Annotated in this window: 22 protein-coding genes; 4 read left to right on the top strand and 18 right to left on the bottom strand. The window is 40.9% G+C overall.

Going from position 1 to position 23,193, the window contains the following annotated elements:
* Nucleotides 1-4: 4 nt before the first annotated feature.
* The 3 genes from STYK_RS01875 to STYK_RS01865 are packed head-to-tail and all read right to left on the bottom strand — an operon-like array spanning nucleotide 5 to nucleotide 2,439.
* A complete protein-coding gene (locus STYK_RS01875; RefSeq protein ID WP_001099893.1) occupies nucleotides 5-1,345 on the bottom strand; it encodes a sensor histidine kinase in 1,341 nt (446 codons plus the stop codon).
* Between the two features lie 13 nt (nucleotides 1,346-1,358).
* Nucleotides 1,359-2,096, bottom strand: a complete 738-nt coding sequence (locus STYK_RS01870) for a response regulator transcription factor (protein WP_261805131.1) — start codon at nucleotides 2,094-2,096, stop codon at nucleotides 1,359-1,361.
* Between the two features lie 4 nt (nucleotides 2,097-2,100).
* The gene (locus tag STYK_RS01865; protein WP_000682133.1) at nucleotides 2,101-2,439 is read right to left on the bottom strand and encodes a LytTR family DNA-binding domain-containing protein; all 339 of its coding nucleotides are present in this window, start codon (nucleotides 2,437-2,439) and stop codon (nucleotides 2,101-2,103) included.
* Between the two features lie 275 nt (nucleotides 2,440-2,714).
* On the opposite strand from STYK_RS01865, the gene STYK_RS01860 reads away from it, so the two are divergent.
* The gene (locus STYK_RS01860) at nucleotides 2,715-3,044 is read left to right on the top strand and encodes a helicase BlpT (protein ID WP_261805130.1); all 330 of its coding nucleotides are present in this window, start codon (nucleotides 2,715-2,717) and stop codon (nucleotides 3,042-3,044) included.
* A 62-nt stretch (nucleotides 3,045-3,106) separates the two neighbouring features.
* Here the strand turns inward: STYK_RS01860 and STYK_RS01855 are convergent, their stop codons facing one another.
* Both STYK_RS01855 and STYK_RS01850 read right to left on the bottom strand, forming a co-directional pair.
* Nucleotides 3,107-4,156 (bottom strand): ABC transporter permease, encoded by a 1,050-nt coding sequence (locus STYK_RS01855; RefSeq protein ID WP_125447817.1) that lies wholly within the window; start codon nucleotides 4,154-4,156, stop codon nucleotides 3,107-3,109.
* Nucleotides 4,153-4,884 carry an ABC transporter ATP-binding protein gene (locus tag STYK_RS01850; RefSeq protein ID WP_261100319.1) on the bottom strand — a complete coding sequence of 244 codons (732 nt, stop codon included), beginning with the start codon at nucleotides 4,882-4,884 and terminating at the stop codon, nucleotides 4,153-4,155. Before STYK_RS01850 ends, STYK_RS01855 begins: the two co-directional genes overlap by 4 nt.
* 67 nt (nucleotides 4,885-4,951) lie before the next feature.
* On the opposite strand from STYK_RS01850, the gene STYK_RS01845 reads away from it, so the two are divergent.
* The 3 genes from STYK_RS01845 to STYK_RS01835 all read left to right on the top strand — a co-directional run bounded on the left by STYK_RS01845 (nucleotide 4,952) and on the right by STYK_RS01835 (nucleotide 6,384).
* Nucleotides 4,952-5,362 (top strand): HIT family protein, encoded by a 411-nt coding sequence (locus STYK_RS01845; protein WP_261056507.1) that lies wholly within the window; start codon nucleotides 4,952-4,954, stop codon nucleotides 5,360-5,362.
* 9 nt (nucleotides 5,363-5,371) lie between these two features.
* Nucleotides 5,372-5,653, top strand: coding sequence for a hypothetical protein (locus tag STYK_RS01840; RefSeq protein WP_261805129.1), 282 nt, complete (start codon nucleotides 5,372-5,374; stop codon nucleotides 5,651-5,653).
* A 77-nt stretch (nucleotides 5,654-5,730) separates the two neighbouring features.
* The gene (locus tag STYK_RS01835) at nucleotides 5,731-6,384 is read left to right on the top strand and encodes a hypothetical protein (RefSeq protein WP_084887540.1); all 654 of its coding nucleotides are present in this window, start codon (nucleotides 5,731-5,733) and stop codon (nucleotides 6,382-6,384) included.
* 78 nt (nucleotides 6,385-6,462) lie between these two features.
* Here STYK_RS01835 and dnaJ read toward each other — a convergent pair whose 3' ends face one another.
* From dnaJ to STYK_RS01770, 13 genes are all read right to left on the bottom strand, one after another.
* Nucleotides 6,463-7,599 carry a molecular chaperone DnaJ gene (gene dnaJ / locus STYK_RS01830; RefSeq protein WP_261037822.1) on the bottom strand — a complete coding sequence of 379 codons (1,137 nt, stop codon included), beginning with the start codon at nucleotides 7,597-7,599 and terminating at the stop codon, nucleotides 6,463-6,465.
* Between the two features lie 198 nt (nucleotides 7,600-7,797).
* On the bottom strand, nucleotides 7,798-8,430 hold the full coding sequence (locus STYK_RS01825; protein WP_150922872.1) for a DJ-1/PfpI family protein: 633 nt from the start codon (nucleotides 8,428-8,430) through the stop codon (nucleotides 7,798-7,800).
* 304 nt (nucleotides 8,431-8,734) lie between these two features.
* Nucleotides 8,735-10,558, bottom strand: a complete 1,824-nt coding sequence (gene dnaK / locus STYK_RS01820) for a molecular chaperone DnaK (RefSeq protein WP_000034667.1) — start codon at nucleotides 10,556-10,558, stop codon at nucleotides 8,735-8,737.
* A 253-nt stretch (nucleotides 10,559-10,811) separates the two neighbouring features.
* Nucleotides 10,812-11,336, bottom strand: coding sequence for a nucleotide exchange factor GrpE (gene grpE, locus STYK_RS01815; RefSeq protein WP_060627135.1), 525 nt, complete (start codon nucleotides 11,334-11,336; stop codon nucleotides 10,812-10,814).
* 26 nt (nucleotides 11,337-11,362) lie between these two features.
* Complete coding sequence (gene hrcA, locus STYK_RS01810) at nucleotides 11,363-12,397, bottom strand: heat-inducible transcriptional repressor HrcA (protein ID WP_020902187.1); 1,035 nt, start codon at nucleotides 12,395-12,397, stop codon at nucleotides 11,363-11,365.
* Nucleotides 12,398-12,557: 160 nt separating this feature from the next.
* The gene (locus STYK_RS01805) at nucleotides 12,558-13,070 is read right to left on the bottom strand and encodes a DUF2812 domain-containing protein (protein ID WP_261805128.1); all 513 of its coding nucleotides are present in this window, start codon (nucleotides 13,068-13,070) and stop codon (nucleotides 12,558-12,560) included.
* A gap of 34 nt (nucleotides 13,071-13,104) precedes the next feature.
* A complete protein-coding gene (locus STYK_RS01800) occupies nucleotides 13,105-13,680 on the bottom strand; it encodes a DUF2812 domain-containing protein (RefSeq protein WP_084887533.1) in 576 nt (191 codons plus the stop codon).
* The gene (locus tag STYK_RS01795; protein WP_031233152.1) at nucleotides 13,680-14,000 is read right to left on the bottom strand and encodes a PadR family transcriptional regulator; all 321 of its coding nucleotides are present in this window, start codon (nucleotides 13,998-14,000) and stop codon (nucleotides 13,680-13,682) included. Before STYK_RS01795 ends, STYK_RS01800 begins: the two co-directional genes overlap by 1 nt.
* 113 nt (nucleotides 14,001-14,113) lie before the next feature.
* Nucleotides 14,114-15,460, bottom strand: coding sequence for a type I glutamate--ammonia ligase (glnA, locus tag STYK_RS01790; protein ID WP_261805127.1), 1,347 nt, complete (start codon nucleotides 15,458-15,460; stop codon nucleotides 14,114-14,116).
* Nucleotides 15,461-15,496: 36 nt separating this feature from the next.
* Nucleotides 15,497-15,853 (bottom strand): transcriptional repressor GlnR, encoded by a 357-nt coding sequence (glnR, locus tag STYK_RS01785; RefSeq protein WP_000659548.1) that lies wholly within the window; start codon nucleotides 15,851-15,853, stop codon nucleotides 15,497-15,499.
* Between the two features lie 76 nt (nucleotides 15,854-15,929).
* Entirely contained in the window at nucleotides 15,930-16,457 is a 528-nt protein-coding gene (locus tag STYK_RS01780; RefSeq protein ID WP_261805126.1) for an FUSC family protein, read from the bottom strand.
* A gap of 323 nt (nucleotides 16,458-16,780) precedes the next feature.
* Entirely contained in the window at nucleotides 16,781-17,977 is a 1,197-nt protein-coding gene (locus STYK_RS01775) for a phosphoglycerate kinase (RefSeq protein WP_001096743.1), read from the bottom strand.
* A gap of 89 nt (nucleotides 17,978-18,066) precedes the next feature.
* Nucleotides 18,067-22,986 carry an endo-beta-N-acetylglucosaminidase gene (locus STYK_RS01770; protein ID WP_390625148.1) on the bottom strand — a complete coding sequence of 1,640 codons (4,920 nt, stop codon included), beginning with the start codon at nucleotides 22,984-22,986 and terminating at the stop codon, nucleotides 18,067-18,069.
* Nucleotides 22,987-23,193: the final 207 nt, after the last annotated feature.

Below are 23,193 nucleotides of genomic sequence, written 5' to 3'. Positions count from 1 at the left end.
TTCTTCATTCTATATGTATTACAGTAAGTACCTGACGAAAAACGTGATCTTGGCAGGTGGTATTGAGACTGGTATTGGGATGACTTTCCACAATTTTCATAACGGTATAGAGACCAACTCCTCTCTCCTCCCCTTTAGAACTTGCTCCAAAGGAGAAGATTTCAGAAATATCGATTCCCTCTTCTTTGATGGAATTTTCAATGATAAAGGTCTCCTGTGCTCCATTTTTAAAAAAGGCAATTGAAACATGAGGTTGACAGGCTTCTACACTAGCTTCAATAGCGTTGTCACAAAGGATAGACACAACGGTTAGAAAATCAAGTAGACTCATCCCCTCTACCTGAATCTCCTCTGGAACTTCGACATTAAAGACAATGTTCTTATCTCTAGCTTTTATAAATTTTCCAGCTAGGAGACTTTTGAGGGCACGATCCCGAACATTCACCAATCGGCCCAGGTCATATTTATTGTCCTGCAATTTTTCACTAGAATCCTTTAAGACCGAGTCGTAGATCTCTTTTATCTGCTCCATATCCTCCTCTTCAATGCCCAGACGTAAGCTAGTCAAGAGGTTGGTGTAGTCATGGCGAAAACTCCGTACTTCCTTATAAAGCTCCTCTATATGCCGACTATACCGCTCCATCTCTCTGTAGCGCAAGTCCTGCTCTTGGTTCAGTCTCTCATGGAGTTTGTCCTTCAAATAGGTATCCAATTTCTTGATAATCCCCATAAAAAAGAGCAGGTAAAAGACTAGGATGAGATGGCGAACAGTCGTTGATTGAATCCCCTGTTCATATTCAAAGTAAGACAGATTTTGTATCACCAAATAGTAAGCCCCCATTATCCAGTTAATCTGAGTCAGGGACTTTTGAAAATCTTTATCGAGAATCCCCTTTCTCAAGCTAGTGAAATCATAGTCCAACCATTTCAAAAAAGCTAGAGAAATGAAGAAATTGAAAATTATTATACATAACCAAATAAATGAGTAGTCATCATATACTTGCCCTTGTCCCAAAAATGGAAGCACAAAATAGGAAACACCTCTATAAAAGAGATTCACTAATATCATTGGAAAGAGACCATAAAAGAGAAGGAGTTTTTTAGGAAGTTCTCTTAACAATAAGAAAGATAAGCCTATGCCGTACAAGGGTTCCATAAAATAAGATAGGTAAACATTTCCTACCATATAGCCAAGCATTCCAAAAACAACGGCCAACAGTATCTTAAAAAGAAAGGCCTTAAAAATCCTCTCAAAAGTGAGACTAATTCCATCTACCTTAAAGAATATGACAATTTTTAATCCGTGAGTAACAAGTGTATACAACAATATCCAAGCAACATTCATAAACTCTCCTAGCTCAGTGTAAGTTATTAATAGCCTCAGACACTTCCCTGACCTTATAACGCGCGATTAGACAACTTCCACCATTGGGAAAGAAAAGCAGTTTTTCTTTCTTATCTAAATGCACCACATTGGCAGGATTGATGAGAAAAGAGCGATAGCACTGCAAGAGACGAGGCTCCTGCTTGAGAACCTCCTCTAGACTCGCTGTAAATTCCAGCCTGTCTGTCTTGGTATAGAGAATAACACGATGGGGTCTTGTGGACGTTTCGAGATAGTAAACCTCTTTAAAAGGATACTGGAATTGAGCAAATTTTGATTTAAAGTAAAAGCAATCTTCCGCTAGACTTTTACTGTCTTGACCATTGGCATAGAGGAGGGCTGTCTCGATACGAGATTCAAACTCCTCTGCCGAAAGGGCCTTATCAATATAGTCCAGAGCAGACACTTGGTAGCGAAAGGACAGGGGCATAAACTCCGAGTGAGTCGTCACAAAGACAATCAGGGCATACGGATCCCGATCCCGAATCTTTCTAGCCACTTCCAGACCCTTCATCTCCTCATTTCGAATCTCAATATCCAAAAAGAATAGCTGATGGGCCCCCTTCTCATGCACCTCTGCCAGCAATTGATCTGGCTTACCAAAAACTTCAAAAGAACTCAGAGTGATATGATGTTCCTTCAAGAGTTTCTCAATCGTCGTTTCAATTCTAGTCTGTTGGGAAAAATCATCCTCTAAAACAAATATTCTCATCTTCTTACTCTCCTTCTTTCAACCATTTTTGACGAATTTCTCTATAGCGACGTCTGGCATACTTGACAGCGTATTGACCTTCTTCTCCGAGAAAAAGGATTCTTTCTTGAAAATCAATCGATTTTAATTTATCAAGATTAACCAAACAATTTCGATGACATCTCATCAAGGTTTCCCCATATTGGTTCTCAAGATTACTTAAATTTTGAAGCATATTAAAACTAGCTTCTTCTGTAACAATCTGTACGGTATGGGCTTTAGTTGGATGTGTTTGGATATAGTAGATATCGTCGACGTTTACTTTATAGACTGTTTTCTGCGTCTGAATAATCATATGTTTCATTGTATTCTCCTCCTAAGAAAAGAATAACAGAAAAGTTCTAGCCCAAGCCCACCCAATCCTAAACAGTCTTTGAAAGCTCCTAAAAGGATTATTTTTCTACAACATCATGATGAGCTTACAACTATTTTATCATAAAATTCACTCAGCGCAATTCAAGACATTTCAATGACAATTAAAAATTTGAATAAAAAAAAGAATTAAAAATGATAAACTAACAGTATCAAAACACAGTTGCCAGAAGTAAGACTGGCACCCAGATTAAAGGAGGCATTCCCATGACAGATACAGACCCCATCAAAAGAGCTCATACTTTGATTACTGACTTAAACAAAGCCTACCAAGCATGCAAACAGGCAACCGCTGACGACGTCCGCTTTCAGGAGCAATTAAACTCTATTCTTGGCTTTCTAGCCAAGGCTGAAACAGTGGATAATCGAGTCTTGATTGAACTGGAAAAATTTTACCAGACTTCCAGTCTTCTCATGGGACTCAGCGCTCTTGATCCAGACGCTCCTACTCGCGCCGCTTGGCGAGCCTATGACCGCTTCCACTTTGACCAAGTCAAGACCAAGTTGAGCCTCTACGGACCAACCATTATCCTGTAGCAACTAAAAAGAAGCTGAGACAAACGGAACTCAACTTCTTTTTTAGTGTCATATAGACAATGTTAATCCTGCATCTGACGTTTTACTTGATAAGGTAAGTACAAGACTAGTAAAACCAAACCAGCTCCCAGCAAGGCTAGAAGGGCTAGTTTTTCTTGGAAGGTAATCACCCCAACAACTAATTCCACAAGTAAAACAAAACTGGTCAATCCTCGGACTACCGCCTGCAAACCTTTTTCCTTTTGCCCCTTGTCCAGTGGAAAGAGTTGGGTCAAATACTGGTAGTCAAAGGCGTGATAGAGGGCCAGCAACTGGAAGAGCAAGAGGTAGTTAAAGAGAACCACCACTGCTGTCGCAATCCAAGCTTGCTCGATAAAGACCTGCGCCAGTATGGAAAGCAAGAGCAGACGGAGACTGAGCGCAAAGAGGTCTCCATTTCGCAGATAAGAACGCAGATAGAGATTTTGCCAAATCTTCCCAGGCACCTTCTGAACAACCTTTAGGATAAAGTCCAGATAGGCACGACGCTTGACGCTGTTTGAAATTCCTTTGACCTGCGTAAAGAGGGCAAAGAAACGAAGCAAGACTTGCTTACGCTTGCTTTCTTGAGAAATAACATAGTCCCAGTCCAGCCCAGTTTCCGTGAAAAATTTGCTGACCTTTTGACGAAAGAGGAAATATTTTCCTACTCCCAATAAAAACACATAGATCAGAAAAACAGGCAAGTCATAGCCCATTGCCAAAAATAAGGGCGCAAATAACAGCAAGAAAAGGGTCTGGACAAAGAGCCAAAAGGCTAGAGAAATGCCAGTTTGACGCTTGAGATGGAGCTTGATTTCCTCTTCTCCAACTAAGAGAAAGAGCTTGTCTGGAGCCTCCATATAGGTGGCAATTCCTCCCCAAAGCAAAAGTAAAACAGACGTAATTCCTACAAATAAAAGAATAGGCCAATGATTTTCAGGAAAATCTTGCAAGAGTTGACTGTACTGGTAGGCTAGAAAGCCCAGCAGGACAAGCAGGAACAAGACAAAGTGGTCATTAAGAACATAGCGCAGATAACCGACACACTCCTTACGAAAAGCCTGCTTTCTCTTTAAAAACAAGTCTTTCATAGCTCCTCCTCTTTGGTCAGAGCCAAGTAAATATCATTCAAACTAGCCTCAGGCATATCAAAGGCTTCGCGCAGTTGCAGGAGATTCCCCTTGGCACGCACCTCTCCCTTGTGAAGAATGATAAAGGCATCACACATCTTCTCCGCTGAATCCAGCACGTGGGTACTCATGAGAATGGACTTGCCCTTTTGCTTTTCCACTTCCAAAAGCTGAATCAAGTCTGCAATAGCCAGCGGATCGAGCCCAAGGAAAGGCTCATCCACGATGAAGAGACTCGGATCCACCACAAAAGCACAGATAATCATGACCTTCTGCTTCATCCCTTTTGAAAAATGAACAGGGAACCAATCTAATTTCTGATCCAGACGGAACATTTTTAGCAAAGGTTCTACTCGCTCAAAAGCTACCTTTTGCTCAATACTATAAGCCATAGCAACCGTTTCGATGTGCTCTCTGAGGGTCAATTCCTCATACAGACTAGGTGTCTCAGGAATGTAGCCAATTTGCTTACGGTAGCTCGTTGCATCTTCTTGAAGAGTAAGTCCATTGATATTGATAGAACCGCTATAAGGTGTCAACAGACCGATAATCTCATTAATAGTCGTCGATTTCCCAGCACCATTGAGACCAATCAAACCGACCAACTGCCCACTTTCAACAGTAAAGGACACATCTTTCAAGACAGGGACATGAACATAGCCACCTGTCAGGTTTTTAATTTCTAACATATTTTCTCCAAATCTGGTATAATGTAGCTATATTATATCAAAATTCAATACAGTAGAGGTAGATTTTATGTCAGATTGCATTTTTTGTAAAATCATTGCAGGGGAAATTCCTGCTTCAAAAGTATATGAAGATGAGCAGGTTCTTGCCTTTCTTGATATCTCTCAAGTGACACCAGGACACACCTTGGTCGTACCCAAAGAACACTATCGCAATCTTTTGGAAATGGACGCTACTAGCGCCAGCCAACTCTTTGCCCAAGTACCAAAAGTGGCTCAAAAAGTCATGAAAGCTACCAAGGCTGCTGGTATGAATATCATTGCCAACTGTGAAGAAATCGCTGGTCAAACAGTCTTTCATACCCACGTCCACCTCGTGCCTCGATTTAGTGCGGACGATGACCTCAAGATTGATTTTATCGCCCACGAACCAGACTTTGACAAACTTGCTCAAGTAGCTGAAACCATCAAAAACGCCTAAGGAGTTGCCATGAAATTATCCAACCTACTGCTATTTGCAGGAGCTGCAGCTGGAAGTTATCTGCTCACAAAAAATCGCCAAACCATCACAGATGAAGTCTTGAATACCACTGACCGCGTTCAAGCTATCAAGGACGATGTAGATATTATCCAAAACAGCCTGCAAATCATCGACCAGCAAAAAGAACTCATCAAGGAATACCAAGAAGACCTCACCTACAAGTTTAAGGTCTTGGAAAAAGATATCCAGACTCGAATGGCGCTTCTCCAAGAAGAAAAAGCAAGGAAATGAAAGTCTCCAACTTTACTGGAATCCCCTTAGCTACATTTAGGATTACTAGATCCTAACAGAATAGAAAGGGAATAATCATGAAAAACTTCTTAAAAGATCTGGCTAAGATCATCCTGATCCCTTGTGGTTGCCTTACCCTTCTTGCCGCCCTAGCATTTCTACTACTATTCTTTACTTTCAGAGCCTCACCGAGTGACATCCGAAAAGGGAACGAAGACTTAAAACAAATCTTTACCTCCCTTGACATGCCTCCTAAGAAAGTAAAATCAAATGGAAGATATAAATACGAAGGTGGGGGCTTAATTTTTTATGTTACTTTCTCAGATGAGGTCATCAATAGTCACCCTGTCCTAAAAGAAAGTCCAAAACTCACCAAAAACCAACTCGAAGTCTATGTCGTACTGACAGGAGATATCTCCTACTATAAAGTAGGGGATAACTTGTTCAATCATGGTTTATTGCAATTTTTAGAGAAGGAAAGTAGGAATTATTTACAAGAAATCGGAAAGAAACCAAATCCTGATTACTCAGTTCTATATTGGAAGGATCAGGAAAGTCTAAAAAAGGGAATTGCTTTCTATGAAAAAGCCTTGACTTTGGTGGATATTCAGGATAACTCAGCAATCAACCATATTGATACCGTTACCATTAAGCCTGGTAAGGAAGCAGAATTCAAGCAACTTATCCAGGAGATGGATGCAGCTGGCTTGCTCAAGCAAAAGTATAAATAATAGGCTAACTGGAAAATGATTTTTCGACGCTAAATCTTCAAAGACAAGACAAAAAGAGCCCAACGGCTCTTTTTACTTTTATTCTCCTTCAAAAGCATCTTTAATATGGTCAAAAAAGCCTTTTTTCTTTGGATTGACTTTTAAATCACCTGCAGCTGCGAATTCTTTCAAGGCTGCTTTTTGTCGGTCGTTCAAGCCTGTCGGTGTTACGACATTGACAGTAACGTATTGGTCACCAACTGCACCGCCACGAAGGCTTGGAGCTCCCTTACCACGTAAACGGAATTTCTTACCAGTCTGAGTTCCCTCTGGGATAACCAATTCAACATCACCGTGAACAGTTGGGATATCAACTGTATCACCAAGAGCTGCTTGGACAAAGTTAAGGTTCAGATTATAGAAGATAGTGGTCCCTTCACGTTCAAACTTGTCGCTGGCTTCCACAGAAACCACCACGTACAAGTCACCGTATGGTCCACCGTTAAATCCTGCTTCACCCTGACCAGCTAGGCGAATTTGTTGACCAGTTTCCACACCAGCAGGGATTTTGACATGTACGCTATGGGCTTGTTTTTCATGCCCTGTTCCGTGACAAGTTATACATGGATCTTTGATTTCTTTTCCGCGACCATGACAGACATCACAGGTTACTTGGCGCCGCATCATACCAAGCGGAGTCTGCGTATCGACGTTAATGACACCAGCGCCATGACAGCGTCCACAAGTGACTGGACTTGTTCCTGGCTTAGCACCTGAGCCATTACATGTACGACAGCTTGCTTCGCGGTTATATTTGACTTCTTTTTCAGCTCCAAAAATAGCTTCTTCAAAGGTCAAGTTCACACGGTATTGGAGGTCATCCCCCTGACGAGGAGCGTTTGGATTGCGCGAAGCACCGCCTCCGCCGAAGAAACTTGAGAAGATATCTTCAAAACCACCGAAGCCACCTGCCCCATCGAAACCGCCGAAACCACCAGCTCCACCAAAACCACCGTTGGCTCCAGCAGCACCGTATTGGTCATAGGCAGCCCGTTTTTGGTCGTCACTCAAAGTCTCATAGGCTTCTTGAACTTCCTTGTACTTTTCCTCAGCACCAGGCTCCTTATTGATATCTGGGTGATATTTTTTCGAAAGCTTACGATAAGCCTTTTTGATTTCGTCTGCCGAAGCGTTTTTGGACACCCCCAGACGATCATAAAATTCAGTATTGTTCATACAAGATACCAAGACCGTAAAATTCAACTGAAAAATAGGAAATCTGACGCTGGAGCGATGCTCCTAGACAGATTTATCTTTTTTCCGAGAATTTAGGTCGGGTTCAATTCCTTTCTGTTATATTGAGTAAGAAATTTGGAAACCCGTGTTCAATTCCCTGAACACCCTTGTTCCTTTCTATAATTTTCATGTAAATCTTTAGAGGCTGTTTTCTATACTCTGCTTCACTTGATTAAACTCTTCATCTGATAGAGTAAATATCAAATCCTCTTCAGCATACTCGTTCTGTTCTTTAAAATAGTTGTCCGTATTCTCTGCCAACCCTAAACCGAAAATCACTTTTCTTGCAAACTCTTGATGTGCAAAACCGATAGCCGTAATGATTTGTTTATCTTGGACAAGAACTTTCGGTTGGAAATTCTCACGTGGAAGAAATTCAAAATAGTCAAAGAAGTTTTGCCAAATTCCACCTGTAAATTTCGTGTCGTTCAACAAGCCTGCTTTCGCCAATAAAAGAGGCGCTGAAGAAATAGCTGCAATTAGGATATCTTGCTCATTAAGACTTCTCAAAAACGAGATCAATTTCTCATCTTGTAGAGCAGGACCTATATTTACCATTCCTGGCAAAATCACACAAGAATAATCTTCTATACGGATTTGATCCAATGTTTTCGTCGGTTGACAGGGCAAACCATCCTCAGAGACCACCATCAAATGATCTGAAGCTACATAATCAATCGTGATATCAAAAGACAGAGCTAAAGTACTTGTTAAAGAGGCTATCTCATAAAGAGAAAAATTAGGATAAATGACACAAAGTACTTTTTTCATACGCAACATCCTCTATTTTATCGAAAAACAGAGGCTGGGTTGCAACCTCTGGATTTCTTCCTATCATTACGACGTTCAAAAATAAAGTCGATTATACTTTGTTTTTGAACTAGTAAGGAGTTTAGACAAGTCACCATAGCTATTGCCGCAGAATGACAATCACTTTAGTGATTAGTCATTCTTAACGAGTTAGGCTTAACTGAGTTTCGGCTAAAAACTTCGGAAAAAAGATAAGCCATCTTTTGTGCATCGCACAAGGCGATGGCTTCCTATTTTTCTTTCGTTTTCTTAACGCCTCAACATCTTACTTTTCAGTAAACTCTCCGTCTACGACGTCATCGCCTGCGTTTCCTGTTGCTTGTGCACCTTCTGCTCCTGCTTGAGCTTGTTGAGCTGCTGCAGCTTGTTCGTAGAGTTTAACAGCAAGGCCTTGAGCTTTTTCGTTCAATGCTTCAAGTTTTGCTTTCATTTCGTCCAAGTTGTTGTCTTCTTGAGCTTTCTTAAGATCATCAAGGGCAGCTTGGGCAGCGTCACGTTCTGCGTCGAAGCCTTTGCCTTCAGTTTCCTTGATTGTCTTTTCAGTCGCAAAGATTGCTTGGTCAACTTCGTTACGAAGGTCTACTTCTTCTTTACGTTTCTTATCTGCTTCAGCGTTAGCTTCTGCATCTTTCATCATGCGGTCGATTTCTTCGTCAGTCAAACCTGAGTTTGATTGGATAACAATTGTTTGTTCTTTTTGGGTTCCAAGGTCTTTGGCTTTAACAGACACGATACCGTTCTTGTCGATATCAAATGTTACTTCGATTTGAGGAATTCCACGAGGTGCAGCTGGAATATCTGTCAATTGGAAGCGTCCAAGAGTCTTGTTATCTGCTGCCATTGGGCGTTCACCTTGAAGAACGTGGATATCAACGGCTGGTTGGTTGTCTGCTGCTGTTGAGAAGACTTGTGATTTAGATGTTGGAATTGTTGTGTTACGGTCGATAAGTTTTGTGAAGACACCACCCATTGTTTCGATACCAAGTGACAATGGTGTTACATCAAGAAGAACAACGTCTTTAACATCACCAGTAATGACACCACCTTGGATAGCAGCACCCATGGCAACAACTTCATCAGGGTTTACTGATTTGTTTGGTTCTTTACCAGTTTCAGCTTTAACAGCTTCTACAACGGCTGGGATACGAGTTGAACCACCAACAAGGATGACTTCGTCGATTTCTGACAAGCTCAAACCTGCATCTGAAAGGGCTTGACGAACTGGAACTTTTGTACGTTCTACAAGGTCACGAGTCAAGTCGTCAAATTTCGCACGAGTCAAAGTCATTTCCAAGTGAAGAGGTCCAGCCTCACCAGCAGTGATAAACGGTAAGCTGATTTGAGTTGAAGTTACACCAGAAAGGTCTTTCTTCGCTTTTTCAGCTGCATCTTTCAAACGTTGCATTGCCATCTTGTCAGTAGACAAGTCAATACCGTTTTCTTTTTTGAATTCTGCTACCAAGTGGTCGATGATTTTTTGGTCAAAGTCATCACCTCCAAGTTTGTTGTCCCCTGCAGTTGACAATACATCGAATACACCGTCACCCAATTCAAGGATAGATACGTCGAATGTACCACCACCAAGGTCGAATACCAAGATTTTTTCTTCTTTGTCAGTCTTGTCCAAACCGTAAGCAAGGGCTGCTGCAGTTGGTTCGTTAACGATACGTTCTACTTCAAGACCAGCGATTTTACCAGCGTCTTTAGTTGCTTGACGTTGTGCGTCGTTGAAGTAAGCTGGAACTGTGATAACTGCTTTAGTTACTTTTTCACCAAGGTAGTCTTCAGCGTAGCCTTTCAAATATTGAAGAATCATAGCTGAGATTTCTTGTGGAGTGTATTCTTTGCCGTTAGCAGAAACTTTTTCAGAAGTTCCCATTTTAGATTTGATAGAGATGACTGTATCTGGGTTTGTAACTGCCTGACGTTTCGCAGCGTCACCAACGATGATTTCGCCGTTTTTAAATGATACTACAGATGGAGTTGTGCGGTTACCTTCTGGGTTTGCGATGATTTTTGATTCAGTTCCTTCAAGAACTGCTACTGCTGAGTTTGTTGTACCTAAGTCAATACCGATAATTTTAGACATGTGTTTTTCTCCTTAAATTTTATATTCTATTTTTCTTTTTGATACTCTTCTTAAGTGGCGGCGCCGTCAGAGCTTGACTTCGTCAATCTCTTTGACTAAACTTTGAGCCTAAGGTCTCAAAGTTTGCGCAAATAGCGCCACGGCGAAGAGTATCGTCTTTGGTTCGCTTCGCTCACTATTGCAAAGCCAAATATATTTTATCTTTCTTCATAGTTTATTGTCGTTTCGGACAAGTTTTTTTAAGCTATCTAGCCTAGTTATAAACCACTACCATTGCTGGGCGTAGGATGCGGTCATGGAGCTTGTAGCCTTTTTGGAAGACTTGGGCGATGGTATCTGCTGGGTGTTCATCGTCTGCTGGGAGAGTTTGGATGGCCATATGGTAGTTATGGTCAAATTCACCATCAGCTGCGATTTCTTCAATTCCTTCTTCTTTCAAAGCATGAATCAAGCTTTCTTGCACCATCTCCAATCCCTTTTTGACATCGTCTGTCAAGCCTTCAACTGCGAGTGCACGCTCAAGGTTGTCAAGCGATGGTAAGATTGCTTTTGCCAAGTCTTGGCTACGATAACGTTGCAAGTTTTGACGCTCTTCATTGGCACGGCGTTGGATATTTTGCATTTCTGCATGAGCACGAAGGTATTTGTTCTCAAACTCATCTGCACGTTCATTTGCCAAGTCCAACTCAGATTTCTCAGAAGTCATTTCTTCAGTTGTTTCCACAACTTCCTCTTCTTGAACTTCTTCTACTTCTTCATTTTTTATATCTTGGGCCATTTTCGCCTCCTTTAATGATTTCAATCTTAATGTACTTCGTAATGATTACTGCTGAGGTAGCGGTAAAAATCTGTCAACTTCATAGTCAAAACACGATTGACTACATTGACTTGGTTGATTAGCTGTTGGTAATCCAGATTAACCGGACCGATAATGGCTAGAATTCCAACTCCCCGATAAGGAATGAGGAACTTGCTACTAATCACCGCTAGGTCAGCTAGACAAGACTCTTGACTGTCCGCAACACGAACATTTTGCATCTGATCCTCATGCAGCCCCTCACGAATCTCCAGAGCCACCTTTTGAGGTTGGTCAAAGAACTGATAGGCCGCTAGATTAGCAAAATTCAAGAGATTGACCTTGCCCGCCACCACAATGTTTTCGTTGAACATTTCCTTAAAAATGTGTTCAAAGAGATCCATGACATTGTCCGTCGTTGTAAAGTAACGCTGGATAATCTGCGGAATCTCCGTCCGAATCTTGTAGTGAATATCTAGAACGGTGTGACCGAGAAAACGTTCCTGAATGATGCTCTTCAGTTTCAGCAAGTCCTCCTGTAAGAAGTTCCTTGGAATCAGAAACTGACTGGTAACCGTTCGCGACTCGTCTAGGGTGAATACTGCCAAGGCTGTATGTTGCCCCAAAACAACGATATCAAAAGCTGTCAAACGTTGCCTGCTCGGCTCAACATCCAGTGCTACTACCGTACAGCCACTCAAGTCTGTCAGTAGATTAGCAGCCTCTTGCAGAATATCCTCCAATTTGAAAAATTCCTGATCAAAGGCTTTGACAATCTCATAAACCTCATTTTCAGCTAGTCGGTCAAAATCCAGTGAGTGTTTCACATAGTACTGAAAACCAGCAACACTTGGCATTCGACCACTTGAAGTATGGGCCTTTTCAAGCAAACCTTGCTTTTCTAGAGCTGCCATATCATTACGAATGGTTGCACTGCTAGAGTTAATAGACTCTTGCAAGGCTTTGGATCCGACAGGTTCGTGCGTTTTGGTAAAGATGTCAATAATCAGATTTAAGATATCCTGCTGACGCTCTGTAACCATCTCATCACTCCTCTCTGTCTGATCAATTAGCACTCAACACGTCTAAGTGCTAACTCATGATTCTATTATACACCCTTAAAAGAGAATGTCAAGACAAAAACTCAAAAAATTAGCACTCTTTTATCAAGAGTGCTAAAAATCAGTCTGAAGGCCTAGAAACTCACTGTTCATCTACTTGATATTTCCTTTTAAGTCTAAAAAAACCATAGATTAGATAAGAAATCAAGAGAGCATATAAAAGAAAAATAACGAAGAAAGACACAGAAAGTTCTTCTTTAATTAAACTCATACAAACAACCAAACCACCTAAGAAAGTAGCTGTACAAGAACGAAGTCTAGATCGCATAACTTCCCACCTGAGATTATTACTCATGTAGACTTGATCCTCTGAAAGTAAATCAGAAGACGATTTACGAAGAATTGAACAAGAACCTGCTCCTACCAATTCCCAACCTCTATTTCTAAAATCTTGCAGTTCATGCTTATATTTTTTAAGAAATCTAGAATCATAGATACAGTAGATGACATTGTCTGGTTGACATTGGTCAAAATAGAAAAAACCAAAACGACTCGTTCTATATCTCCAACCTTTCAAGTGCATCTCATGTAAATATTCTTCTTTCTTGTCCAAATCAACAATGGTGAAAATCCGAAATTGCTTTTTATTTATCATGACTTCCCCTCCAATTTTGAGCATACCTACCCTATCATAAATCTGATAATTCCTTCTTTTTATGCCATAACTTCCAGCTAATATAGGCAACTATTAACAAAAGGATTAAAGACAAGAAAATATCTAGCCCGACCGCAAATAAACTCCATAGACCATACGCATTACTTTTATTGAGCAACTTAAGTAAGAATGGTATATGTATGGCTAGCAAAAGTAAAACAGGTACTAATCGCAGTCTTAAAATGCGATTAACCATAGCTAACTTCCCGGCCGCGTCATTATAAATTTCAAACTCTGCATCCGATTCAATTTCAGAATGTACTTTTCTAAAATAGGAAAAACTATTAAAGTCTGTAATATGCTCCCAGCCACAGTCTTTAAACAGTTGTAAATAGGAAGCTCTCTCTGATTTTTCCATTGGGTAAAAGTCCAACTGATAAGACACTTGCTCAGGGTGACACTTTTCAAAGGTATACTTAACTGCAAACAATAAGATAGAATAGCTTACTTTCCTAAGTTTCCAGCCCTTAGCATGCATTTCTCTAAAGTATAGAGCCTCCCTCTCATAATCCGCAATTGTAAAAATTCGATAAACAATTTTCTTTTCCATCATCCTTCCTCCCGACTGTTTCTATAGAGCCGTTCAATACGCTTCAATTCAATATCTAAGACTTTGCGTCCCAAGTCTGTAATCTGATAGATTTTCCGTTTTTCCTCTTCGCGGACAAAGGAAATCAAACCATCCTTTTCCATCTTTGACAAGGTTCCATACATAGTTCCAGGACTAATCGAAACTTGCAAATCTGTCATCTCCTTGACCTTTTGCGTAATACTGTACCCATGACCTTCCTTTTGCAGACAGAACAAGATATAAAAACCCGTTTCCGTCATCGGAAGATAAACTCGACGAATCTTATCCGTTAATTCCATTTATAACCACCTCCTATTCAGTTCGATATATCGCACCTCGTTATATAAAATATATCACATCTCGATATAAAACACAAGAAAAAAGACCACCCTCAGGCAATCTTTCTTCTATATTAGTAAAGATCTAAATAGTTATCAATTTCCCATTGTGAAACGAAGGTTGCATAACTTGCCCATTCGATTCGTTTGGCTTCAAGGAAACTAGTATAGATATGTTCTCCAAGAGCTGCTCTGACAACTTCATCTTCAGTCAGAGCTTTCAAAGCGTTGTGAAGAGTTGATGGAAGGTCTGTAATACCAGCTTCCTTGCGCTCTTCTGCTGTCATGATGTAGATATTTTCTTCGATAGGAGCTGGTGCTTCGATTTTATTTTCAATACCATGCAAACCAACTTCCAAAAGAACTGCCATAGCGATGTACGGATTAGCCATTGGATCCACTGAACGCAACTCAAGACGAGTCCCCATACCACGTGAAGCAGGCACGCGCACAAGTGGCGAACGGTTACGACCAGCCCAAGCAATGTAAACCGGCGCTTCATAACCTGGAACCAAACGTTTGTATGAGTTAACTGTTGGGTTCATAATGGCAGTATAGTTGTAGGCATGCTTAATCAAACCGCCAAGGAAATGGTAGGCAGTTTCTGACAACTGCATTCCTTTTGGATCATTTGGATCAAAGAAGGCATTGTTTCCTTCTGCATCAAACAAGGACATATTACAGTGCATACCTGATCCAGCAATACCAAATTTTGGTTTGGCCATAAAAGTTGCGTAAAGCCCATGTTTGCGAGCAATAGTTTTAACAACAAGTTTAAAGATTTGAATCTTATCACAAGCACGGAGAACTTCATCGTACTTGAAGTCAATCTCATGTTGTCCAACCGCAACCTCGTGGTGACTCGCTTCTACTTCAAATCCCATTTTGGTCAAGACATTCACAATCTCACGACGTGTGTTGTCCGCAAGGTCAGTAGGCGCCAAATCAAAGTAGCCACCCTTGTCATTCACTTCAAGTGTTGGGTCTCCACTTTCATCCAACTTAAATAGGAAGAATTCTGGCTCTGGTCCAAGGTTGAAGGACTTGAATCCCACTTCCTCCATGTGACGAAGAGCACGCTTCAAATTGCCACGAGGGTCACCTGCAAATGGTTCACCTTCTGTTGTATAGACATCACAGATCAAACCTGCAACACTTCCATTTTCATCTCCCCACGGGAAGACTGTCCATGTATCCAAGTCTGGGTACAAGTACATATCCGACTCATTGATACGTACAAAACCTTCAATAGAAGATCCATCAAACATAGCCTTATTTGACAAGACTTTATCTAACTGTTCATCTGTAGCAGGAATTTCGACGTTTTTCATGGTTCCCAAAATATCTGAGAACATAAGACGAATAAAGGTAACATTTTTTTCCTTGACTTCACGACGAATATCTGCAGCTGTGATTGGCATGAGTTTTCTCCTTAATGTATGACTACTTGCGGTTGCCTAACCGCGACCAAAAGGTGACCGTACTGAAGCAAAGCGCCCCTGTTGAAGGAGTTCATTGTGAAGTGCACGGCGCACCTCAGTCTGACTCACCGCTTTCTTGGATTTCGCTTCACGTTCAGCATATTTTTTCTTAATGGCAGCGATATTATAACCTTCAGAGATATAATCTTTGATTTCAAGCAGACGATCCATGTCATTCAAGGAATACATGCGACGGTTCCCCTCGTTTCGATCAGGTTTAATCAACTCTTGATCTTCATAATAACGAATCTGACGCGCCGATAGATCGGTCAACTTCATAACACTGCCGATAGGAAAAACAGCCATATTTCGGCGAAATTCTTTTTCCTTCATTTACAATTTCCTTCTTTCTGTCTATTATAGTCTAAAAAAAGACAAACGTCAATTGATAATGTTATAAAATGTAACATTATTTTTCTTTTTTCTCTAAAAAGAGACGAATACGATCAATATCGTAATTTACGAGAATTGCGACAAAAACTCCCATGAAAGTTTCTGATATGCGCGCAAACACGTACAAAATTGTTTCACCACTCGGAATCGATAGGGTAATGATTAACATAGCTGCTACCCCACCAATAACCCCTGCTTTATTATTCATGGCTACATTTGTCATAATGGTTAACATGGTGCAGATTGGAACAACTACCAAGGTCACCCAAAAGGCTTCGTGGAAAAAGGTATTTAATAAGAAGAAGACCAAGGCATAGAGGCCACCGATGCTATTTCCTAGAATACGCGAAGTCCCAAAATGGACACTCTTATCAAAACTCTCCCTCAAGCTAAAAACGGCTGTCAAAGCACCAATTTGAAGACCTTTCCAGCCAAAAAAGCCAAAAATCAAGAGAACTAGAAAAACAGCAATACCTGTTTTAAAGGTTCGCATACCAAGTTTGAACTGGGATTTATCGAATTTATATTTTTTAAAATAACTCATAATCTCAACTTTCTATTTCCATTTTATCATAAATTGGCTGATTTTATGAGCAATAGTTGAGAGGAAGCGTTTTTATTTTAATCAAAAGAAAAGAGGAACTTTCACCCCTCTCTTCTTTGATTTATTTATAAAATCTTATTTTTCTGTCAAGGCTGCAAGTCCTGGAAGAACTTTACCTTCAAGAAGTTCCATTGATGCTCCACCACCGCGTCACAAATACCTACACTAACACAAAAAGGTGACATAGCCACCTTTTTGTTAACGTTTCAGTTTTGTTCCTTTTTCTACAAAATCAGGATTTTGTAGAGACTAACGGGCTGAAATTATTTTTCTGTAAGTGCAGCCAAACCTGGCAATACTTTACCTTCGAGAAGTTCCATTGAAGCACCTCCGCCCGTACTAATCCATGAGAATTTATCTGCACGTCCAAGGTTGATCGCTGCAGCAGCTGAGTCACCACCACCAATGATTGATTTAACTCCTGGTTGTTTCACGATAGCGTCCATCACACCAATTGTACCAGCTTGGAAGTCTGGGTTTTCAAATACACCCATAGGTCCGTTCCATACAACTGTTTTGGCACCAGTCAAAGCTTCGTCAAATTTAGCGATAGATTTAGGACCGATATCCAAACCAAGGAAACCTTCAGAAACTGCTTCACCTTCAGTGTCACGCACTTCAGTGTAACCAGCAAATGCGTTAGCTTCTTTTGAGTCAACTGGCAAGATCAATTTACCGTTTGCTTTTTCAAGAAGAGCTTTCGCAACATCCAATTTGTCTTCTTCTACAAGTGAGTTACCGATTTCGATACCTTGTGCTTTGTAGAATGTGTAAGTCATACCACCACCGATAAGGACTTTATCAGCTTTTTCAAGCAAGTTTTCGATAACACCGATCTTGTCTGAAACTTTTGAACCACCAAGGATAGCCACAAATGGACGTTCTGGAGTTTCAACTGCTTCTTGGATGTAGGCAATTTCGTTTTCAAGAAGGAAACCAGCAACTGCTTTTTCAACGTTTGCTGAGATACCAACGTTAGATGCGTGTGCACGGTGAGCTGTACCGAATGCATCGTTTACGAAGATACCATCTCCAAGTGATGCCCAGTATTTACCAAGTTCAGGATCGTTTTTAGATTCTTTTTTGCCGTCAACATCTTCGTAACGAGTGTTTTCAACCAAAAGAACTTGTCCATCTTCAAGAGCGTTGATAGCTGCTTCCAATTCAGCACCACGAGTGACACCTGGGAAAACAACATCTTGACCAAGTTTTGCTGCCAAGTCTGCTGCTACAGGAGCAAGTGATTTACCAGCTTTATCAGCTTCTTCTTTCACACGTCCAAGGTGAGAGAAAAGAATTGCACGTCCACCTTGTTCGATGATGTACTTAATAGTTGGAAGAGCTGCTGTGATACGGTTGTCGTTAGTGATTACGCCATCTTTCAATGGTACGTTGAAGTCAACACGAACGAGGACTTTTTTACCTTTCAAGTCAACGTCTTTAACAGTAAGTTTTGCCATGTTACAAAAACCCCTTTATTTATTTTATTCGAAACTATTATATCACACTTTGGAAATATAAGGAAAGATTTCACAAGATTTTTCGATATTTAGTCTTCATCTTCTTTTTTCTGTTTCAATGTCAAAGCTAAACTAGCAAGACCAAGGCTGGCCAAGCCTGCTATTAGAGCTTCATTGGCATCAACTGTTCCTGTATTTGGCAATTGTTTGCTTGCTTCTTCTGATTGAACTGCTGTATTTTGGACTGGTTTTTCTTGTGTAGGCGCTACTGCTGGTTCAGTTTTTACTTTTGTTCCAATTTCAACAATTTCTGGAATTGCCTCTTGGATGACTTCTGTTGAACGAAGACGACGCTGACCGTTTTCATCAACTTCAAAGACATGTCTTAATAGACCATCTCGTCCCTGTATGATGACTCGTTGTTCCCCAACTAGCATCTCAGCATTTTCATGCTCTTGACGATCAAAGGCAACCTTTTCCTCTTGAACTTCCAATTTAGGAACCTTTTGTTGATCAGAAGCCGGTTGATTAGTAGGTTTTGGAAGTTCTGTGTTTTGTGGTGCTGGATTGGCAGGAATGAGACCAGTACCTACTTCTACGATTTCAGGACTTGCTTCTTTCAAAACTTCTGTAGCGCGAAGCGTACGATTGCCTTGGATATCTACTTCAATCAAGCGGCGAATTTGTCCCTCAACTCCCACTTGGACAAGTTGACGTTGACCGACTGGGAGATTTGGATTTGTTCGTTCTTGGTGTTCGAAAGCAAGACTTGTCTCTTCAATTTCCAATTTCGGAGTATCTACAACCAAATTCTTGACACCTTCAGCTGGTTCCTTGCTTGAAATAACCTTTTCTACTGGTTTAGCAGGTTGTGGTTTTTCAGCAGACTCATAAACAAAGGCATAATGAGTGAAGTGTGGTGCTGTAAAGATGACATGACTATCCGTTTGTTCAAAAGCCAATTCTACTGCTTCTTTGCCTTCAGGTAAGAAGAATACTTTCTTCACTTTCTTATCTTTTTCAATTGGGATTTTCACAATAGAAGCGTAAGAGAGATCAACGTCTTGACCTTTTTCATCCAAACCTTCTATTTCAAAGACATGGGCATCTTCTCCTGCAAAGTATTTCTTCTCTTCAGCACTTGCTTGAACACGCTCTACTTTCAAGCCCTTGATGGTAGTCTTTTCTTTATTTGAGAAGTGTACTTCAACACCTGTTTTACTATCAGAAAAGACTGCTGGCTTGTCTTCTTTCAATAAAGCAACCAGATCTTTTAGACTCTGTTTCGCTGTTGCAAGCTCTTCTGGACTCAAATCTACTTTTTCAACCAAGGCCTTGTTTTTCTCAAGAAGCGGAGCTAGGGCAGAACCTGAAGGATGGTTTGGTTTAGCAGCCAAGAGTTCTTGAGCCTCACCTGTTAAGCGATCGAGTTCGGTCTTTTCTTCCGTAAATTTCTCTTGACCATTCAAGGCTTTATGAGCTTCTGTCAATTTATTAAGTCGGTCATTAACCTGATCTTGGGTGCTAGTTTCATGGTCTTTCAACACTTGTTCAGCCGCTTCAATTGCTTTCAAGAATGCTTCTTTTACTTCTGGTGAAGCAAAGTTATAGACCACCTTGTTCTTAGCTGCTTCAACTTCTGCTAATTTCTGTTTAAGGTACTCATCGTTCAATGCTGCTTTTGGAGATACCAAAACATCAAAGTTGACTTTATGACCTTGGTAACGAAGCGTCAAGGTTTGACGACCAGTCTTTTGAGCATGGTAACCAGTAATTTCAACTCCCTCATCAGTAAAGGAATGTTCTTCCATGGTGTCATTGCTATAAGCCACTGCAAAGCGTCCTTCAGACAAGTCTAAGCTATCACCAACTAGGTAATCTTTTTTCGGTTCCTGACTTACTTCAATTCCCAAAATAGTTTTCGGACTTGCTTCATCTTGACTAGTAACAGTCACTGATAAATTAGCATGTACCGGTTGCCCCAAATATTGTAAAGTAAGATTTTGTTCTCCCTTATGATGCGTATCAAAACCTGATACTGATACACCCGCGTGAGTTAGGCGAATAAGTTCGTCCTCAGCTCCACCTTCATACTGAACTCGAAGAACACCACCTCTAAGGTCTAAATCCTCCCCTTCGGCATAGCTTGTTTTCTTAGGTCCTGTTTCTAGGCTGACTGACTTGATTCTTCTGTCATCTTTTGGAACAGAAACTGCTAGGACATTACTAATTTCCTTGCCTGGCAACTGGGTACGATAGTACAGAAGACCAGATTGATTTGTCAAATCTAATGGTGAACTTGCTAAGTCTCCTCCAACTTCGCTCTTCAAGGTTGCAAGCGGAGTTTGAGAATTTGGATTGTCATAAACTGTAATGGTTGCTCCAGCTGGTACATCCGCAAAGCCAACTTGTACCTTGTTATTGCCTAGAGAACGGGCTGCAGCCTTTGCCATCGGAATATTGACACTTTCAGTATCAAGCTTTTCATACATTTTCCAGTTATAGATACGAATAGCCTTCCATGGAGTTCCATTGTCAGAAGTGACAACATTCAAGCGCCAATCTTGAGCTGTGATTGGTTTATCAAGAGTAATATCTGTAACATGCGCTTTATTGCCACGGACTTCCTTAGCCAACTTCCATTGACCATCCGCATCTTTATAATAGAGGTCAAAGTCTTTGGTGTTCATCAAACCATCGTTTACAGATTCTCCACCAGCTCCAGCATGATCCATCACCCATCTAACAACTGTACGTGGCTGGGTCAAACGAATATCCACACTGCCACTTAACTGTCCAGAAGACCACTTGTCTGAAAGACTGGTAATGGTACCGTTCAACATGCCTTCGATACCTTCGCCACCTTCAGTCTTAGGGAAAGTACTATCAATAACTGTTGCACCTGGAACGATATTTTCAGCTAGTGGTTTTGGTAGGCTGGTATCTTTTACAGTCATGCCCCAATCAAAGGTTGTGGTTGCAGCTTCTGAACGAACTCCATTTTTACCGACTGCTACAACTTTCAGTTCTTGAGTTGTACCTTGAGCACTTGCTGAGCGGCTAACTTTTGGTAGATAAATAGTTGTAGAAGATGAGCCAGTTAGTAATTTCCAGCTGTCTCCATCTTTTTCGTAAACTTCATAGAAATCTGCATCCTTGTTGCCTTTAAATTGCACCACTGCTTCTGCTTCTTGGGCATTTTTAAGAACTTGTTTGGCTACAGCTACTGTGGTTGGTGCCTGAGGAGCATCTTGATTATTGCTGATGGTCAATTGACCTAGGTTGAATTGATAGCCTTTTAAGTCTTTGTCATTTTCAAAATAGAGTTTAATACCGTAGATTGTTTTACCTGCCAAGGCACTCAAATCAAAATCATCTGTAGTCCAGTTATCTGAAACTGTCAATTCTTTACGGGCAGCTTCATCACCGTAGGTATAATCTTTCTTGGTTGCAAATTCTACATAAACCTTGGTCCCTTTGCCTCCTTTGTGGGCAACATGCAATTTGGTTGTATCTGTCACCTTCAAGCGAGTAGAGTACAAATTAACATCTTGCTTGGTCGCACCTGAAAGATCCCCTGCAAATTTAAGAGAAGTTCCACCATTATAGGCATCTTCAAAATCATAGCTTGCTTTCAACTTATCACCAGTTGATTTTTGCCACCAGCGCCATGTCGGAAGAACACCTGAAACTGAACGGTAATTCCACTCAGAATCCTTAGAAACCTTACCATCCACGAACCATTTTCTACCATGACCTGTGTTAAAGGAAGTAGTAAAGGTATGACCTACTGCTGGCGTGCGGTCCGCAACTAGGTTAGCAATCCCATACCAATCTTTATCACCTGGTTTTTGGCCAGTAGGATCACCTTGGTAACCTGTAAAGAAGATATCTTCATTCTTATGATAATCTTCACCAGTTTTTCCTAAACTTGTAATGGTATCTGGGGCGAATAAACCAAGAGAAAGGCGCAATTTCCCATTTTCATCTAAAATGTCATTCCATTTGACCTTGGTCTTGTAGGAACCACCCTGTTGCAATTCCAATCCTGCAAATACATCATAAGGATTACGACCAATCCAGTTGGCAGTTGCAATAGTGTAATCATTCTTAGCCTTATCCCAGTTAAAGTTAGCAAAGAAGTTATCTGCTGGAACCTTATCTCCTTCAGGTTGCATGAATTGGTAGTTGTATTCTCCCAAACCATCTTGGTGGTAACGTCCATAGTTATAAGTCATGGCATCGTACCAAGAATACTTGATTGGATGGTTTACCTTAGCAGCATATTCCTTGGTATAGAGCATAAACTGGCGCATCTTTTCTCCAAGAGGTTCAACCAAGTCCCCAGTTGTTTCTTGGTTAATGAAATAGCCATCATAGCCATAATACTTGGCCATATCCACCAATTTACGGGCAATTGGGAAGCTACCATCTGGGTCTTGCTTCAAAGCTTCAGCGAATTTTTCTTGATCTGCAATACTATTAGACCAGTTGAAGAAGAGTGTACCGTATACAGGAACCCCGTTACGGTGACCTGCATCAATAACGTCAGGCGTTGGTACGAGACCTTCCCAGAAGACCATTGAATCTAGATATTGCCAATAGTCAAAAGCATAGGCCTTGAACTCTTCTCCACCAACAGAAGCATGGTCTTTTGCTTTAGAATTGGTGTTGGATAGAGCTTGAACTTTTGCTTCCTTGCTAGCTTTTTCATTGACCAAATGACCTGTCCGACGTGGAGCGAGGGCAACAGAGCCGCGGTTGATGGCATCATCTTCACGAGCACCGGGTTCCCATTTCAACAATTCTTCCCAAGAATTAAATTTGATTTCCTTTGGTTTTAATGTTTTTTCTGTATTTTTAGGGACATCTGGCTGGACTTCTTTTTCAATCTTATTAGCTTCTGCTGCTGGCTTAGACTCATCTCCTTGGCTAGTTGCTTCAGGCTTTGCTTCTATTTCCTTGTCAGACTTAGGTTTTGCTTCTACAGATGATGTTTCTGCAGCCACCTCACTTGGTTTTTCCTCTGGTTTAGCTGCGCTAGCTGCTTCTGTGGTTTCAGTAGTCGCAGCTTCATTGCTTGCTGGCGAAGCAGTTTCAGATACTGTCGCTACTCCTTCTTCCTTTTCTAACTTATTTTCTCTAGCATGTTCTCCTTCATGCTGCTTGTCAGCTTCATTAGTTGGATGCTCACTCTCTCCTGAAACAAGCGCTGT

The sequence above is a fragment of the Streptococcus toyakuensis genome (genome assembly GCF_024346585.1).
Taxonomy (GTDB): domain Bacteria; phylum Bacillota; class Bacilli; order Lactobacillales; family Streptococcaceae; genus Streptococcus; species Streptococcus toyakuensis.
The sequence above is the reverse complement of the archived record's forward strand: the minus strand, read 5'-3'. Positions and strand labels throughout refer to the sequence as shown.